The sequence below is a fragment of the Rhizobium metallidurans genome (assembly GCF_014196505.1).
Taxonomy (GTDB): domain Bacteria; phylum Pseudomonadota; class Alphaproteobacteria; order Rhizobiales; family Rhizobiaceae; genus Rhizobium; species Rhizobium metallidurans.
Map to the genome: position 1 here is coordinate 67735 of NZ_JACIDW010000014.1, position 14189 is coordinate 81923.

Below are 14189 nucleotides of genomic sequence, written 5' to 3' on the forward strand. Positions count from 1 at the left end.
TCCTGCAGGGGTAAATAGCATGCCAAATGATCTCTTCCTTGCCATCGATGTCGGGACCGGCAGCGTTCGCGCCGCCCTCGTCGACACCAAAGGCAAAATTCTTGCGGTCTGCAGCCGCGAGCACGAGCAGATCGTTCCGCAATTCGGCTGGGCGGAGCAGCGCCCCGCGGATTGGTGGGCGGGCGTCGTCGCCACGGTCCGCGAGGTTCTGGGACAGGTTGCCGATGCGCGGTCTCGCGTGGTTGCCGTCGCGGCCTGCGGACAGATGCACGGCACCGTGCTTGTCGGGGACGATGGCGAACTGGTGCGCGAAACCGCGCCGCTCTGGAACGACAAGCGCACCGTCGACTATGTGACGGCCTTCGAGGGAGCGCATGCGCCGAGCGATTATCTTGCCGATTGCGCCAACCCGCCGACGCCCGCCTGGCCCGGCTTCAAGCTGCAATGGCTGCGCGACAACGATGCGGCGGCCTATAGCAAGGCATCGGCGGTGCTGATGCCGAAGGACTATGTCAATCTGCGCCTGACCGACGAGATCGCCATGGATCGCAACGATGGCGGCGCAAGCTTTCTCATGGATCCCCGCAGCGGAGACTGGTCGCGCAAGATGATCGCGCTGCTTGGGCTCGATGCCGATAAGCTGGCGCCGCTTCGCAATCCGACGGAGATTTTGGGTACCGTCAGCGAAACCGCCGCGATCGATACGGGGCTGCGGCGCGGCACGCCGGTGCTGGTTGGTGGGGCCGATTATCCGGTGGCCTTGCTCGGGTCCGGCGTGTGCCGTCCGGGCGTGGGTTCGGAGGTCATGGGAACGTCGGCAATCATCACCGCAATCGCCGCTAAGCCGCTTCTGGATCCCTCGATCTGTAACGTCGGGACCGTCGAAGGAAACTGGGGCGCCTTCATGCTGCTGGAGTCCGGCGGCGACGCCATGCGCTGGGCAAGACGGGCGTTCGACGAAAAGAAATCCTCCTACGAGGACATCGTCGCAAAGGCAGCCGAGGCGCCGGCCGGCTCCGATCGCCTGTTCTTCATGCCCTACCTCACCGGCGAGCGGCTTGGCGAGCATCGCAATGCGCGCGCGCAATTCTTCGGGCTCGGCGCCGGGCACGGTCTTGCGCATATGCACCGCGCCGTTCTCGAAGGTGTTGCCTTCGCCACCAAACGCCACATCAATATTCTGGATCGCATATCCGGTGCACCGCTCGAGCGGGTCATCGCGTCCGGTGGCGGGGCGAAGACCGAACTCTGGATGAAGATCAAGGCCAGTGTCTACGGCATTCCGATCCTTGTTCCATCCGAGCCGGAATGCGGCCTCGTCGGCTGTGCGATCATGGCGGCTGCGGCCACCGGGCAGTTTTCAAGCGTCGAGGATGCGGCCGGCGCCTTTGTCTCCTACTCGCAGGAGATCGCCCCCGATCCGCGATGGGCTGAAACATATCGGCCGATGCAGGCCTTCTTCGAAAAACTCTACGTGCACAGCCAGGCCCTCTACGATGATCTCGACGGGCTGCCGCAATGACAGAAAGAGCCGTACTTTTCGACATGGATGGCACCCTCGTCGATAGCGAGGCACTGCATTTCGAGGCCATGAAACAGGCTTTGCAGCAGATGGGATATCGCGTGCCGGACGCGCTCGCCGATCGCATGACCGGCATGAGCGGCGGCGATTGCCATGCACTGTTGCGGGAGACGATCGGTTTCAAGCCATCCTTCGCAGACTATGTCGAAGGCAAGTATCGCTGCTATCTGGCCGATGCCGCCAGGCTGGAGCGCCGCCATGGCGTCGATGCTGTTCTGAGGCTGCTTGCGGAAACACGGACCCCTTTTGCGATCGTTTCCAATTCCGACCGCATGCTGGTCGATGCCAACCTGCGGGCCGTCGGCTTGCAGCAGCCTGGCCTGGTGACCATCAGCCGAAACGATGTCCTCCGCGGCAAGCCCGATCCCGAACCCTATCTCAGGGCTGCGCATCTGCTTGGCGTCAGCCCCGAAAACTGCATCGTGGTCGAGGACAGCATTCCCGGCGCCGTCGCCGGTCTTGCCGCGGGAATGGCCGTCATCGGCTGGCCGGAGCCGCATAGAACCGACCTCGTCTTTCCGCCGTCGGCGATCCCGGCCGATCCCGAAGATCTGGCTTCGACGCTCGCCGGCTTGCTCTTTCCTTCTTCTCTACAAACGACCCTTCAAGGATGCGACTGATGTATCTCGATAAGTTCAAGCTCACCGACAAGATTGCCGTCGTCACCGGCGCCGCGCGCGGCATCGGCTACGCCGCCGTCGAGGCGCTGGCGGAAGCTGGAGCGAAAGTCGTGCTGACGGATATGAACGATACGCTTCTCAAAGACGCGACGGCAACGCTTGCCGCCAAGGGGTACTCGGTCGACAGCGTCGTGCTCGACGTTACCGATGTCAAAGCCGTGCAGGCGGCCCATGACGAGATCGTCGCCCGTCATGGCCGCGTCGACATCCTCGTCAACAATGCCGGCATCGCCATCAGCAACCATCCGGCCGAGACAATGGCCGACGATGTCTGGAACAAGGTGATCGACGTCAACCTCAACGGCGTCTTCTGGTGCTGCAGGGCGTTCGGCAAGTCTATGCTGGAACGCGGCTCCGGCACCATCGTCAATGTCGGGTCGATGTCCGGCTTCGTTGTCAATCGCCCGCAGGAGCAGGCGAACTACAATGCCTCCAAGGCTGCCGTTCACCATCTGACGAAGTCGCTCGCCGCCGAATGGGGCGCGCGCGGCGTCCGCGTCAATTCGGTGGCGCCCACCTATATCGACACGGAAATGAACAAGTACGTCTACGAGGATGCCGAGATGTACCGGCACTGGGTAGGCGGCACCCCGATGAACCGGCTTGGCCGGACCGACGAGGTCGCTTCCGTCATCCTGTTCCTCGCCAGCGACGCGTCCAGCCTGATGACGGGCTCGATCGTACTCGCCGATGGAGGCTACGTATGCTGGTGACGGCCGACATCAAGCCGCGCGGCGCACGCTTCCCCGGCCGTTACATCCAGGCAGCGGGCGCGATCGGGCTGCTGGGGCAGGAAGCGCAAGCCTATGGCAAACGGGCAGTGGCGCTGCTCGACCGTGGCGTTTTCGGTATGCTCGAAAAGTCCGTGTCGGACGCGTTCGATGGTCAGGCCGATGTCGAGATCGTGCGTCACGGCGGGGAGTGCTCGGAAAGTGAGATCGCCAGCCTCGTCGCCCGGGCCAGGACTGTGGGAGCCGATGTCATCATCGGTGTCGGCGGCGGCAAGGCGCTCGATACGGCAAAGGCGGCTGCCCGCGATCTCGGATTGCCCGTCATCGTGGCGCCGACCATCGCCGCTTCGGATGCACCGTGCAGCGCGCTCGCGGTCGTCTACAACGACGACGGCACCGTTGCTTATGACAGTTTCCTGCCTGCAAACCCAAATCTGGTTCTTGTCGATACAGTCCTGATCGCCGCCGCGCCTGCGCGCTTCCTCGCAGCCGGGATCGGCGACGCACTGGCAACCTGGTATGAGGCGGACGCTTGTCGTCAAAGCGGTGCCTTCAATTGCATGAGGATGCCCGGCCTTCCGCTTGCCTTCGAGGTGGCCCGCTTCTGCCGGGAAACGATCCTGGAGTTCGGTGCCGCGGCGCTCTCAGAATGCGATGCGAAGACGGCGGGGCCGGCAATCGAGCGGGTCGTGGAAGCCAACATCCTCCTGTCGGGCATCGGTTTCGAGTCCGGCGGCGTGGCGGCCGCGCACGCGATCCATCACGGCCTTTGCGAGCTCGAGGATGTGCATCACCACCTGCACGGCGAGAAGGTTGCCATCGGCGTGCTGGCCGGATTGAAGATCCAGGGCCGGCATGACGAATTCGCGCGGGTTCGCGATTATTGCCAATCGGTCCGGCTGCCGACGCGGCTGGCGGATATCGGGATTGCCGAGGCTTCCCAGGAGAAGTTGGAAATTGTCGCGCGGCGCGCCTGCCGCGCCGGCGAAATCATACACAACGAGCCGATGCCGGTCACCGAAGCGATGGTGATCGGGGCGCTGGCGGCGTTGATCTGATCGATGGAGTAGAAATGATGGACAGCAACGAGGCGTTCGCGCCGAATTTCCTTGATGGCAAGACGGTAGTGGTCTCGGGCGGTACAAGCGGCATCGGTCTGGCCGTTGCGCAAGGCTTTGCCAATTCGGGCGCCCGCGTGCTCGCCACCGGCAGTTCCGAACGTCGGCTTGACGACGCCCGATCGAGCTCGTCCGGTTCGATCGCCTTTTCAAGGCTGGATGTTCGAGACGGCGCCGCGGTCGGTCGATTTTTTGCCGATCTGCCGTCGCTCGATGTGCTGGTCAATTGCCAGGGCATCGCGCGCCCCGACAGCGAGTGGGGCGAGGATGTCTTTCTCGATGTCATGGACGTCAATCTGAGCAGCGCCATGCGACTGTCGCGCGCCGCCTTTCCGTTGCTCAGGACGAGCAAGGGCAGCATTGTCAACTTCGCGTCGATGCTGAGCTATCTGGCCGACGAAAGCGTTCCCGCCTATACCGCCAGCAAGACGGGCATCGTCGGCCTGACGCGCGCCATGGCGCACAAGTACGGCCGCGACGGCGTACGCGTGAACGCGGTAGCGCCGGGCTATCACCGCACAGAAATGACAAAGCCGTTGTGGTCGCAGCCGGACAGCGAAGCGAAGATCGCCGAGCGATCGGCGCTGAAGCGTTGGGGAACGACCGAGGATCTCGTCGGCCCAATCCTGTTCCTGTGCTCGCCAGCCGCCGCGTTCGTCACTGGTGTCACTCTGCCGGTCGACGGTGGTTACAGCGTCGGATGAAAAGACAGCTTGCTATCACGGCTGGCTGAGCCAATCCCCGGAGCCAGCGTTACCACATCTTCGAGGTCTCAGCGGGGCGAGCCAAGTCGGCGGCTCATTTCCCTTTACGGTTTGGCAAATTTGCAAGTCTCCGTGCCATCAGGCCCCTGCATCCAATCCTTTCAAAGACAGAATTCCTAGCGCTGGCGCCGAGACTTTATCTTCGCTGGCGATCTAGCTCGTCTTCTGCGGATAACCTGCCACTAAATTTTTATCTAGCACCATTAGAACCTCGGCGGTTTGAATGCGCGATGTGGCGCGGTGTGAGCAGTCGGCAGAAGCGCGAAGCTTTCATCTTGCACAGCGTCAGACGAGGGATCCGGCATAGCAAGATGAGTTTTGCGTGGGCGCTGTGTAATGGCCTGCAGATCCCGCGGGTTGCATGTCCATCTCGGCAAGGCTTGCGCCGACATAAGCGCGAACTCACACGACAGAGCTGGCCGGCAGGTCTGCGGCCAGATCGACCCAAGGCGTCACGTCTGCGATGCGCGGGATGATTACGGTAGCTATGACCTGGCGAGAGACATCAATTACATCCGACATGATCGGGGTGAGTTCGTTACGCCGATATACGAGATAGATCCGCCGCCTAGTCGTCTGGGTTGAAAGCGGCAGCGCCGCCAAGTCCATTGTCGATGAATGGGCATGCAGAAGGCACATCGGCGTGGCAATCGCCCAGCCCAAGCCGTTGGACACCATGCGTAGCACAGCCTCGCTTGCATCAAATTCCATGGTCCTTGCAGGAAAAAGCCTGCGCTGGCTTAGGAAATATTCGATGGTCTGGCCGAGATTGGATCTGGCACTGAATCGGACAAGTGGTGAGCGACATAGTTTCGGTCCTGACGAAGGCTGCATCCCGCTTGACAACCGCATGATCTGATCGCTCTTTGATTTTTAGGAAACGATCCTTTGCGTGCGGTTGATCAAGAAAGTGCCGACCTGTCCCGCGAGTCCGGGATGCAGGATATACGATTTGCATACCGCGACCTGACTTTTGTGAAGTCCAGCCCTCATGGCTGGGATTGAACAAAATACGTCCGAACAAGACAAGATTTAATTCTTCCTTTTGTCAAATTCAACGTCAGTTAAAACAAGGGGAATGGACATGAAGAGATTACTAGCCTTGACGATGGGACTGCTGACGGCCGCGACTTCCGTCAATGCTGCCGAATGCACGAATGCCACTCTCAAGCGCATCACAGAGCGCGGTGAAATCGCGGTTGGCGTCAAGGCCGATTACAAGCCGTTCGGCTTTCGTGACCCGAATGGCGAAATCGTTGGCCTGGAAATCGACCTTGCGAAGGAAGTTGCCGCGACGCTCGGCGTCAAGCTTCGTCTCGTTCCGGTCGTTGCATCCAACCGCATGCAATTCGTGGAGCAGGGGCAAACGGATCTCATGATCGCGACGATGACGGACACCAAGGAACGCCGCAACATCGTCGGCATTCCCGGCCCCAACTATTATGCGTCCGGTACCAACATCCTTTCGCCCAAGGCGCTTGCATTCAAGGACTGGAAGGACCTGAACGGAAAGCCGGTCTGCGGCATTCAAGGTGCTTTCTACAACCAGTCGGTCTCCGACAAGTACGGCGCCAAGATTTCGGCCTTCACCAACGCCGCCGAAGCAAAGCAGGCGCTTCGTGATCGCAAATGCGTGGCTTTCCTTTTTGACGATTCCTCCATCGCATCGGATCTGGCTTCCGGTTCCTGGGGAGATTTCGAAATGCCGTTGCAATCGGAAGATCAGTCGCCCTGGGGGCTTGCTGTCGCAAAGTCCGAAGAAGCTTGTGCCTTCGGAGCAATGATTTCGGGCATGGAATACAACTGGCACCGCAGCGGCAAGCTGCTGGAGCTTGAGAAGAAGTGGGAGATCAAGTCGACTGGCTATCTGCAAGCCATGCGCGACAAGATGGCCGACCCGATCAAGTAAGGGCGCCGGATGAACGTCCTGTCAGACTACTTCCGTGATCTCGCCCAGAGATCACCACGCTGGGACTTCATTTGGTTGTACGATGGCAGCGCCGCGGACCGGATTCTTTCCGGTCTGTGGGTGACCATCCAGCTCAGCGTCATTTGTGTCGTTGCCTCGCTTGTGATCGGCTTTGCGGGTTCCATGCTGCAGACCTCCCGCTACAAGGCCGCACGGTTGTTCGTCAGCGGTTACCTGCAGATCTTCCGCAACACGCCGCCTCTCGTGCAACTGCTGTTCTTCTATTTCGCCCTGGGGCAGTTTACCCCGAGCTACAGTCCGGACGGATGGACGCAGGTTCCGCTCATCTCGAACGTCGGCTGGGCAGCAATTTCGCTTTCGCTCTTCGGCGCGGCCTTCAACGTCGAGATTTTTCGATCCGGGCTCGAGGCTGTTCCGAAATCGACGAGCGAGGCGGCGGATGCTCTCGGTATGAGCCGTTGGCTGATCTTTTCGGAAATACAATTCCCGCTGGCGCTCAGGGTCTGCCTGCCGGCGCTCAGCAGCAACCTTATCAATCTGGTCAAGACGACATCGCAAGCCTTCGCGATCGCGGTGCCCGAATTGCTTTACCAATCCGCCTCCCTGTGGAACGACAACCCGGCAGCGCAGAACCCGACCATGCTCTTGTTGCTGGTTGTCTATGTCGGGCTTGTCGGACTTCTGTCGCTCGGTCTCAGGTTCATGGAACGCAGAATGAGGGTGCCCGGCTATGGCGTCTGATATCTACAAGCGCGCGCGGGAGCAGCGCATCGGCGGTAGTAAAATGGCTGTCCTGTTGCCACTTCGCCCTGCTCCGCAGATGGACAGCCTGTCGTTCACGACCTGGCTCGCAAATATCCGCTGGTGGCAAGTCATGCTGCTTATGGTGGTGTGGCCGCTGCAGGCCCTGGCCCAGGGGAGCGTCACCGTCGATAGCGCCATCACCGTTCTGTACAGATGGGCGCCGTTCCTTCTGCTGAACGGCTTTCTCTTCAATGTCCTGATCTCGGTCCTCTCGATGGCGCTCGGCACCGGTCTGGGCGTGCTGCTTGGAATGACCCTGATTTCGAAATGGTTTCCGCTTCGGTTTCTCGGCAATACAGGGACGGCATTCTTCCGCAATGCGCCATGGCTCGTGCTGCTCTTCGTGGTGCTTTTGGCGTTTCCGTTTGAACTGAACATTTTCGGTACGCGCGTGCCATTGCCCGGCTGGATAAAGGCCGTCATCGGACTTTCGCTTCCGGTTGCCGCAAACATCGCCATCATCGTGCGCGGAGCGATACAATCGGTGCCTTCCGCCCAATGGGAAGCAGCCGAAAGCCTCAGCTTCAGCCGCATGCAGACGCTCTGGCAGATCATTATTCCCCAATGTATCAAGCGGATGATTCCGCCATGGATGAACTGGTATGCGATCCTGACGATGGCGACGCCGCTATGCTCGATACTGGGCACGGAAGAGATGGTGACGCTCACCCGCCAGGCGATGGAAGCGGAAGGCAATAAACCGGAACTGCTGATGCCGTTCTACGGCTTCATCCTCATCCTGTTCTTCCTCTACTGCTACCCGATTGCAAAACTCACGGTGCGCCTTGAGCGCAAGTTCGCCGTCAAGCTCTAGGTAAAGATATGTGGTCTCCCAGTCAGCCCATCGTGGCGATGAAAAACGTGGTGAAATCCTATGGCGATATCGATGTGCTGAAAGGCATCAGCATGGATATCATGAAGGGTGAGGTCGTTTGTATCATCGGCCCTTCCGGTTCAGGCAAGTCTACACTGATCCGCTGCATCAACGGCCTCAACGACATTCAGTCAGGTTCGATCACCGTCGAGGGACAGGAAGTCCATGATGCGAAACTCGACAAGCGGGCGCTCCGCCGCAAGGTCGGGATGGTCTTTCAGCAATATAACCTCTTCCCGCACAAGACTGCCTTGCAGAATATCATGATGGCGCCGGTCAAGGTGTTGAAGGAACCGCGTGCGCAAGTCGAAGCCCGCGCGCGCGCGCTCCTGAAAAAAGTGCGCCTTGAAGGCAAGGAAAACAGTTATCCAGGAGAGCTGTCGGGCGGCCAGCAGCAGCGCGTGGCCATTGCCCGTTCGCTTGCCATGCGCCCCGATATCATGCTGTTCGACGAGGTGACCGCCGCGCTTGATCCCGAAACGGTCAAGGAAGTTCTGGTCACGATCAAGGAACTGGCAGCGGACGGCATGACCTGCATCCTTGTCACGCACGAGATGGGATTTGCAAAGGAGGTCGCCGACAAGGTCTACTTCACCGACCGCGGCCTCATCGTCGAGGAAGGGCATCCGAGCGAGATTTTCACCAATCCCAAGGACCCGCGCACCAGGGCGTTTCTCAGTCAGGTTCTCTGACGCTGTCTCCCGCGAGCAAGGAACGGCCTCAAGGGCGTTCCTTGTCGAAGGCGACGGCTCTGGCGGCGACGCGCATGGCTTTCGGTGTCGTCGCGAAACGGGCCTGAAATATGCGGGTGAAATGGCTGGCATTGGAGAAGCCCGTCGCCAGCGCCACTTCGGAAATCGGCAAGACTGTCTGCTTCAGCAACTGGGCTGCGCGGTCGAGGCTGATATGGCGATAGAATTCCATCACGCTCATGTCGAGCATTTCGACGAAAACCCGGTTTAGCTGTCGGGCGCTGATATGCGCCCGGCCAGCGATTTCCTCAAGCGTAAGGCGGTCCGCCAGATTGTTGTGCATCAGTTCGACGGCCGCCAGAGCCGCCGGGTGATGAATGTTGTATTTCTGTTCGAGACCGGCCTTCTGGGGCGCTTCGGAAAGCCGCGTTTCGGTATGCATGAACCAGTCGCTAACCTGCTGGGCCAGGACACGGCCATGGTTTTTCGAGATGATGTTGATCAAAAGATCGAGCGTGCCCGTGCCGCCGGCGGATGTGTATCGATCACGATCAATAACATAAAGCGACTTTTCGAGGTTGAAGTCCTGCGACATTTCCTTCAACGAGTCGAAGTGCTCCCAGTGGATGGTGAACCGGCGATGCCGCATCAGTCCGTAACGCGCAAGGATGGCGGGCGCACCTGAAATGCCGCCCAGCGGCACGTTCTGCCGTGTCAGCCGTTTCAGATAATGTCCCAGTTCCACATTCTCGTAGAGGATTGGATTGCCGCCTGCCACCAGGAAAACGAGGTCGAAATCGACCGGCGCGCTTCGCATCTCGATGGCATCGAACGCGATACCGATGGACGACTGCGCGCGGCCTCCTTCGGCGGTGATGAAGGTAAAGTCGTAAAGCTTGGTCTTCGATAGGATGTTGGCCGCGCGCAGCGGTTCGACCGTCGCAGCCAAGGAGATCAGAGCGTAACCGTCTACCAAGATGACGCCGATCCTGCGGATACCCTGTTCCGAAAACAGCGCGCTGTGGTGATAAAGCTGCGTGCTCATTCCTGAAATCCGGTCGTTAGGCTGCGTCAGCGCGGGAAATAGCGTGCACGGCGAAGCTTGACAATCTATGGGTATCCACTTTGTATACGTAAAGGTTCTCCATATCGGGATATGATCGCATGTATGACTTCAGTGGCAAGATAGTGGTGGTAACCGGTGGCGCCGGCGGTATCGGTGAATCGACAGCCCATGCCTTTGCGCGTTCCGGGGCAAAGGTGATCGTCATGGACCGGTCTCGGGAGGTTCTGGGCAAGGCCATGGCACGCCTTTCGGAAGCCGGCGACGTTACCGGGGTCGCTGTCGATGTGGCCGATCGTGATGCTGTCGAAGCCGCTTTCAACGACATCGCTGCGATGGGAGGTACGGATGTTCTGGTGACCAGCGCCGCCATCGTCAAGACCGGACTGATCCTCGATTTCGATCCGCAGGATTGGGAGCGCATTCTTTCCGTCAACCTTACCGGCACTTTCAATTGCTGCCAATTTGCCGGAAGGCAGATGGTAGCGAAAGGTGCAGGGCGCATCATAACCGTCAGTTCGGTAAACGGCCAGATCGCGAATACAGGGCGCGGTGCATATTCCTGCAGCAAGGGAGCGGTCGACATGCTGACGCGCCTTCTGGCTGCAGAACTCGGCGACAAGGGCGTCACGGCCAATGCGGTTGCGCCGACACCGGTCGATACGCCGATGATCCTCCAGGTTCATGGTCCGAAGGACCGGGCGATATGGGATGCCCAGATCCCTGCCAAGCGTTATGCCAAGCCGGAGGAAGTCGCTGCGGCCATCCAGTTCCTGGCGTCTCCGGAGGCCGCGTATATCAATGGGCATGTGCTTAATATAGATGGCGGCTTCATGGCGTCCGGCGTGCTTATTCGTTAAGCAATCTATCGTGGAAATTGCACTTGTCGGCCGGTTGTGGGGTCACGCAGCCGGTTGCTTGCCTTGTAAAATTCTTTGTAATACCACTTTTGCGATAAGGCATTGCTTTGTCAGTCTATTTGAAGGCGGAAATATGAGCGAAAGAGATGCGTGGAAAGTAGCACGAGAACTGCGCGAGGCCATCTTACGGTTGGAACTTCGCCCCGGTCGCAGTCTCGACGAAGCGGCGCTGGCCGAATCTCTTTCCGTATCGCGCACGCCGGTCCGCGAAGCCATCATCCAGCTCATCGCCGACGGCCTTGTCGTGCGCGAGGGGCGTTCGGCCAAAGTGGCGCCGCTTGACTTCGACGATCTTCCGAAACTCTATGATGCATTGCTGGTTGCCAGCCGCGTCATCCATCGCTTGGCGGCGCAGAACCGCACCGAGGAGGACTTGAAAAAAATCTCCGAGCAGATGGACATGTTCAAGAAGGAGGTTGCGTCTGGCGAGGGTGTTGGCCGTTCGGAAACGAACTTCACCTTCCACATGGCGATTGCCAATGCCGCCGACAACAGGCATTTCGCCGCCTTCTATGAACAGACGCTGATCGGCTCGATCCGAATCGCGCGCGCCTGTTTTGCCGGAAATACCAATGACGACGAAAATGACATCCGCAAACATCTCGATGAGACCGTGCGTCAGCACGATCTCATTTTCGATGCGATCGTTGCACAGGATGCGGACAAAGCAGATGAATACGCCACTCTTCATCACAAACTGACGAAACAGCGGATCAAGCGTATCCTTTTCGCCAGCTCACCGGTTCTCGGCGATGATCTAAATCTCTCCAGCGAATGGAACCTGCCCTGACAGCCACTCGATAAACGCCGCAGCTGCCCGCGTCAGGCGCCGTTGCTGGTTGGGGACTATGTGAAGCGCCACAGGCAGGATCTCGCCTGCGCCAAAAGGTGCAACCAGCCGCCCGGATGCCAGATAGGCTGTTGTATAGGACGACATTGCCGCCGTGATCCCCCCGCCGCTTGCACAGATTTCCAGCGCGGTCGCCGCATTGTCGACTTTGATCGGGGCCTCTTGAGGTGCAAGGTCAAGCTTCTCCTTCTGAGCCCAGAGAGCCAGCAGTTGCATGCGACCCTGGACATGGATGAGGCGGGCGGAATGCGCCCACTCTATCGTAGGTTTCTTGCCAGCGCGTGATGCCGTCTGAGGATCGGACAAAAGCATGAGCCGCTCGCTGCCAAGCCGGACCGATCCCGGTGGCGGGTTCGCAACGCTCAGTGCCAATATGCTCAGGTCCGCCAGTTCGACGTTCGGATCCGTCCAGATCGTGCTGTTCAAGCGTACTTCAAGCTGGGGATTGGCGGACGAAAAGCCGTGCAGATTGCGGGCAAGCCAAAGGGCGACAAAACTCAAAGGAGCCGACACTGTGATGCTTGTATGGGTTCGCGCGCCCAGAAGGCCCTGTGTCGCCATCTCAGCTCGGTCGAGCGCTTCCGCGACACCCGGCAGATAGGCCGCTCCGACTTCGGTCAATTCCAGCCCATTGCTGCGCCTATGGAAGAGCGGGCGCGCAAAAAATCGCTCAAGCGCGCGAACGCGCTGGCTGATTGCTGCTTGTGTGCAATTCAGCTCTTCGGCCGCCCGCGTGAAGCTCAGATGTCTCGCCGCAGCTTCAAAGGCCTGCAAGTAGTCCAGATGTGGCAGATTGCGCATTGCTGATCCCGTTTGAGTTTCCCATGCATTACAAAAACGGGGTCACTGGGTAAAGAACGATTTCTTGTTTCTCTTTGGCCAGAAGGCATTCTGTCTTTCATCAAAGCCACATCAAGGCGCAGGAAAACAATGCCTTTCTCCCTGTTGAAATATGCTCTTCGCTCCCGGCACGTTCCGTACGGCGATATTCCGAAGACGCCGGATCTGAAGCGCGCCTATGACGTGGTCATCATTGGTGGTGGCGGACACGGATTGGCTACGGCCTATTACCTTTCGAATGTCCATGGCATCACAAATGTCGCAGTGCTCGAAAAGGGTTATCTCGCGGGCGGCAATACGGCGCGTAACACGACGACCATCCGGTCAAACTACATGACGCCGGAATCGGTTCGCTTCTACAAGGAAGGCGTCGAGCTCTACGAGACCATGTCTCAGGATCTTGGTTTCAACATCATGTTCTCGCAGCGCGGCCAGCTGACGCTTGCTCATTCCGAAGCGACGCTGCGCAGCTTCCATCTGCGGGCCGAGATGGGCAAGTATATGGGAACGAAGATCGAGGTGGTCGACGTTCAGACCGTTCGCGAATTGTGCCCTGACCTCAATCTCGATATCGGCGGCCAGCACGAAATCTTGGGTGGCCTCTGGCATGCCGATGGTGCCACCGCCCGTCACGATGCGGTTGCCTGGGGTTATGCGAAGCACGCCGCGGCTCGCGGCGTCGAGATCCATCAGCGCACGGAGGTTCTGGGCTTCGGCAAGACCGGCGACCGCGTCACCGAGATCAAGACCAATCGCGGGACGATCTCGGCCGGCCATGTGCTGCAGGCTGTCGGCGGCCTCAATGGTCAGGTTGCGGAATTGGCGGGCATCAAGCTGCCGATCCGTTGCTTCCCGCTTCAGGCCATGGTCACACAGCCTCTCAAGCCTTTCCTGCACACGCTGGTCTCTTCCGCCAACCTGCACACCTATCTGGTCCAGTCTTCGCGCGGCGAAATCGTCATCGGTGGCGGATCCGATCCGTACCAGCTTGCGTCGACCCGCTCGACGCTCGACCAGAAGGAACATCTTGCCGAAGGCGCGCTGCACCTCTTCCCATTCCTGCACAAGGTCAAGCTGCTGCGCCAGTGGGCCGGTATCACCGACATGACGCCCGATTACAGCCCGATCATGGGCGCGTCTCCACTTACGAACTACTGGCTCGATTGCGGCTGGGGAACCTGGGGCTTCAAAGCGACGCCGGTAGCCGGAAAACGCATGGCTGAAACCATCGCCACCGGTCGCGTGCCTGACATTCTGAAACCCTTCGACATGCGCCGTTTCGAAAATTTCGCCCTTCTCAACGAGATGGGCGCGACTGCTGCCAGCCATTGACGAGGCTCT

15 protein-coding genes are annotated in these 14189 nt (G+C 59.5%); 12 read left to right on the plus strand and 3 right to left on the minus strand.

Annotation, left to right across the window (positions count from 1 at the left end; all coding sequences use genetic code 11):
* Positions 1-19: 19 nt before the first annotated feature.
* The 5 genes from GGQ67_RS18700 to GGQ67_RS18720 are packed head-to-tail and all read left to right on the plus strand — an operon-like array spanning position 20 to position 4815.
* Complete coding sequence (locus GGQ67_RS18700; protein WP_183901639.1) at positions 20-1522, plus strand: xylulokinase; 1503 nt, start codon at positions 20-22, stop codon at positions 1520-1522.
* Positions 1519-2202 (plus strand): HAD family hydrolase, encoded by a 684-nt coding sequence (locus GGQ67_RS18705; protein ID WP_183901640.1) that lies wholly within the window; start codon positions 1519-1521, stop codon positions 2200-2202. The genes GGQ67_RS18700 and GGQ67_RS18705 overlap by 4 nt, the downstream gene beginning before the upstream one ends.
* Positions 2202-2975: an SDR family NAD(P)-dependent oxidoreductase gene (locus GGQ67_RS18710; RefSeq protein WP_183901641.1), complete on the plus strand. Its 774-nt coding sequence runs from the start codon at positions 2202-2204 to the stop codon at positions 2973-2975. Before GGQ67_RS18705 ends, GGQ67_RS18710 begins: the two co-directional genes overlap by 1 nt.
* Positions 2966-4051, plus strand: a complete 1086-nt coding sequence (locus tag GGQ67_RS18715) for a glycerol dehydrogenase (RefSeq protein WP_183901642.1) — start codon at positions 2966-2968, stop codon at positions 4049-4051. The genes GGQ67_RS18710 and GGQ67_RS18715 overlap by 10 nt, the downstream gene beginning before the upstream one ends.
* A gap of 14 nt (positions 4052-4065) precedes the next feature.
* On the plus strand, positions 4066-4815 hold the full coding sequence (locus GGQ67_RS18720; RefSeq protein ID WP_183901643.1) for an SDR family NAD(P)-dependent oxidoreductase: 750 nt from the start codon (positions 4066-4068) through the stop codon (positions 4813-4815).
* 462 nt (positions 4816-5277) lie between these two features.
* Here GGQ67_RS18720 and GGQ67_RS18725 read toward each other — a convergent pair whose 3' ends face one another.
* Entirely contained in the window at positions 5278-5727 is a 450-nt protein-coding gene (locus tag GGQ67_RS18725) for a LysR substrate-binding domain-containing protein (protein WP_183901644.1), read from the minus strand.
* A gap of 232 nt (positions 5728-5959) precedes the next feature.
* On the opposite strand from GGQ67_RS18725, the gene GGQ67_RS18730 reads away from it, so the two are divergent.
* From GGQ67_RS18730 to GGQ67_RS18745, 4 genes are read left to right on the plus strand one after another with little or no spacing between them, the layout of a single operon-like run.
* A complete protein-coding gene (locus GGQ67_RS18730) occupies positions 5960-6784 on the plus strand; it encodes a transporter substrate-binding domain-containing protein (protein WP_183901645.1) in 825 nt (274 codons plus the stop codon).
* A gap of 9 nt (positions 6785-6793) precedes the next feature.
* Positions 6794-7546 carry an amino acid ABC transporter permease gene (locus tag GGQ67_RS18735; protein ID WP_183901646.1) on the plus strand — a complete coding sequence of 251 codons (753 nt, stop codon included), beginning with the start codon at positions 6794-6796 and terminating at the stop codon, positions 7544-7546.
* Positions 7536-8423: an ABC transporter permease subunit gene (locus GGQ67_RS18740; RefSeq protein WP_210279702.1), complete on the plus strand. Its 888-nt coding sequence runs from the start codon at positions 7536-7538 to the stop codon at positions 8421-8423. Before GGQ67_RS18735 ends, GGQ67_RS18740 begins: the two co-directional genes overlap by 11 nt.
* Positions 8424-8431: 8 nt before the next feature.
* A complete protein-coding gene (locus GGQ67_RS18745; RefSeq protein ID WP_210279703.1) occupies positions 8432-9175 on the plus strand; it encodes an amino acid ABC transporter ATP-binding protein in 744 nt (247 codons plus the stop codon).
* 28 nt (positions 9176-9203) lie between these two features.
* Here GGQ67_RS18745 and GGQ67_RS18750 read toward each other — a convergent pair whose 3' ends face one another.
* Positions 9204-10220, minus strand: a complete 1017-nt coding sequence (locus tag GGQ67_RS18750; RefSeq protein WP_183901647.1) for a GlxA family transcriptional regulator — start codon at positions 10218-10220, stop codon at positions 9204-9206.
* Between the two features lie 119 nt (positions 10221-10339).
* Between GGQ67_RS18750 and GGQ67_RS18755 the strand changes: the two genes are divergently transcribed.
* Positions 10340-11098: an SDR family NAD(P)-dependent oxidoreductase gene (locus GGQ67_RS18755; protein ID WP_183901648.1), complete on the plus strand. Its 759-nt coding sequence runs from the start codon at positions 10340-10342 to the stop codon at positions 11096-11098.
* Between the two features lie 133 nt (positions 11099-11231).
* The gene (locus GGQ67_RS18760; RefSeq protein WP_183901649.1) at positions 11232-11948 is read left to right on the plus strand and encodes a GntR family transcriptional regulator; all 717 of its coding nucleotides are present in this window, start codon (positions 11232-11234) and stop codon (positions 11946-11948) included.
* On the opposite strand, the gene GGQ67_RS18765 is transcribed toward GGQ67_RS18760, so the two are convergent.
* On the minus strand, positions 11916-12809 hold the full coding sequence (locus tag GGQ67_RS18765) for a LysR family transcriptional regulator (protein ID WP_183901650.1): 894 nt from the start codon (positions 12807-12809) through the stop codon (positions 11916-11918). The genes GGQ67_RS18760 and GGQ67_RS18765 overlap by 33 nt on opposite strands.
* Before the next feature lie 129 nt (positions 12810-12938).
* Between GGQ67_RS18765 and GGQ67_RS18770 the strand changes: the two genes are divergently transcribed.
* A complete protein-coding gene (locus GGQ67_RS18770) occupies positions 12939-14180 on the plus strand; it encodes an FAD-dependent oxidoreductase (protein ID WP_183901651.1) in 1242 nt (413 codons plus the stop codon).
* Positions 14181-14189 lie beyond the last annotated feature (9 nt).

Bases quoted from the DNA above. Each gene is read 5' to 3' on its own strand.
- GGQ67_RS18700 (WP_183901639.1), top strand. From the start codon at position 20: ATGCCAAATGATCTCTTCCTTGCCATCGATGTCGGGACCGGCAGCGTT.
- GGQ67_RS18705 (WP_183901640.1), top strand. From the start codon at position 1,519: ATGACAGAAAGAGCCGTACTTTTCGACATGGATGGCACCCTCGTCGAT.
- GGQ67_RS18710 (WP_183901641.1), top strand. From the start codon at position 2,202: ATGTATCTCGATAAGTTCAAGCTCACCGACAAGATTGCCGTCGTCACC.
- GGQ67_RS18715 (WP_183901642.1), top strand. From the start codon at position 2,966: ATGCTGGTGACGGCCGACATCAAGCCGCGCGGCGCACGCTTCCCCGGC.
- GGQ67_RS18720 (WP_183901643.1), top strand. From the start codon at position 4,066: ATGATGGACAGCAACGAGGCGTTCGCGCCGAATTTCCTTGATGGCAAG.
- GGQ67_RS18725 (WP_183901644.1), bottom strand. From the start codon at position 5,727: ATGCGGTTGTCAAGCGGGATGCAGCCTTCGTCAGGACCGAAACTATGT.
- GGQ67_RS18730 (WP_183901645.1), top strand. From the start codon at position 5,960: ATGAAGAGATTACTAGCCTTGACGATGGGACTGCTGACGGCCGCGACT.
- GGQ67_RS18735 (WP_183901646.1), top strand. From the start codon at position 6,794: ATGAACGTCCTGTCAGACTACTTCCGTGATCTCGCCCAGAGATCACCA.
- GGQ67_RS18740 (WP_210279702.1), top strand. From the start codon at position 7,536: ATGGCGTCTGATATCTACAAGCGCGCGCGGGAGCAGCGCATCGGCGGT.
- GGQ67_RS18745 (WP_210279703.1), top strand. From the start codon at position 8,432: ATGTGGTCTCCCAGTCAGCCCATCGTGGCGATGAAAAACGTGGTGAAA.
- GGQ67_RS18750 (WP_183901647.1), bottom strand. From the start codon at position 10,220: ATGAGCACGCAGCTTTATCACCACAGCGCGCTGTTTTCGGAACAGGGT.
- GGQ67_RS18755 (WP_183901648.1), top strand. From the start codon at position 10,340: ATGTATGACTTCAGTGGCAAGATAGTGGTGGTAACCGGTGGCGCCGGC.
- GGQ67_RS18760 (WP_183901649.1), top strand. From the start codon at position 11,232: ATGAGCGAAAGAGATGCGTGGAAAGTAGCACGAGAACTGCGCGAGGCC.
- GGQ67_RS18765 (WP_183901650.1), bottom strand. From the start codon at position 12,809: ATGCGCAATCTGCCACATCTGGACTACTTGCAGGCCTTTGAAGCTGCG.
- GGQ67_RS18770 (WP_183901651.1), top strand. From the start codon at position 12,939: ATGCCTTTCTCCCTGTTGAAATATGCTCTTCGCTCCCGGCACGTTCCG.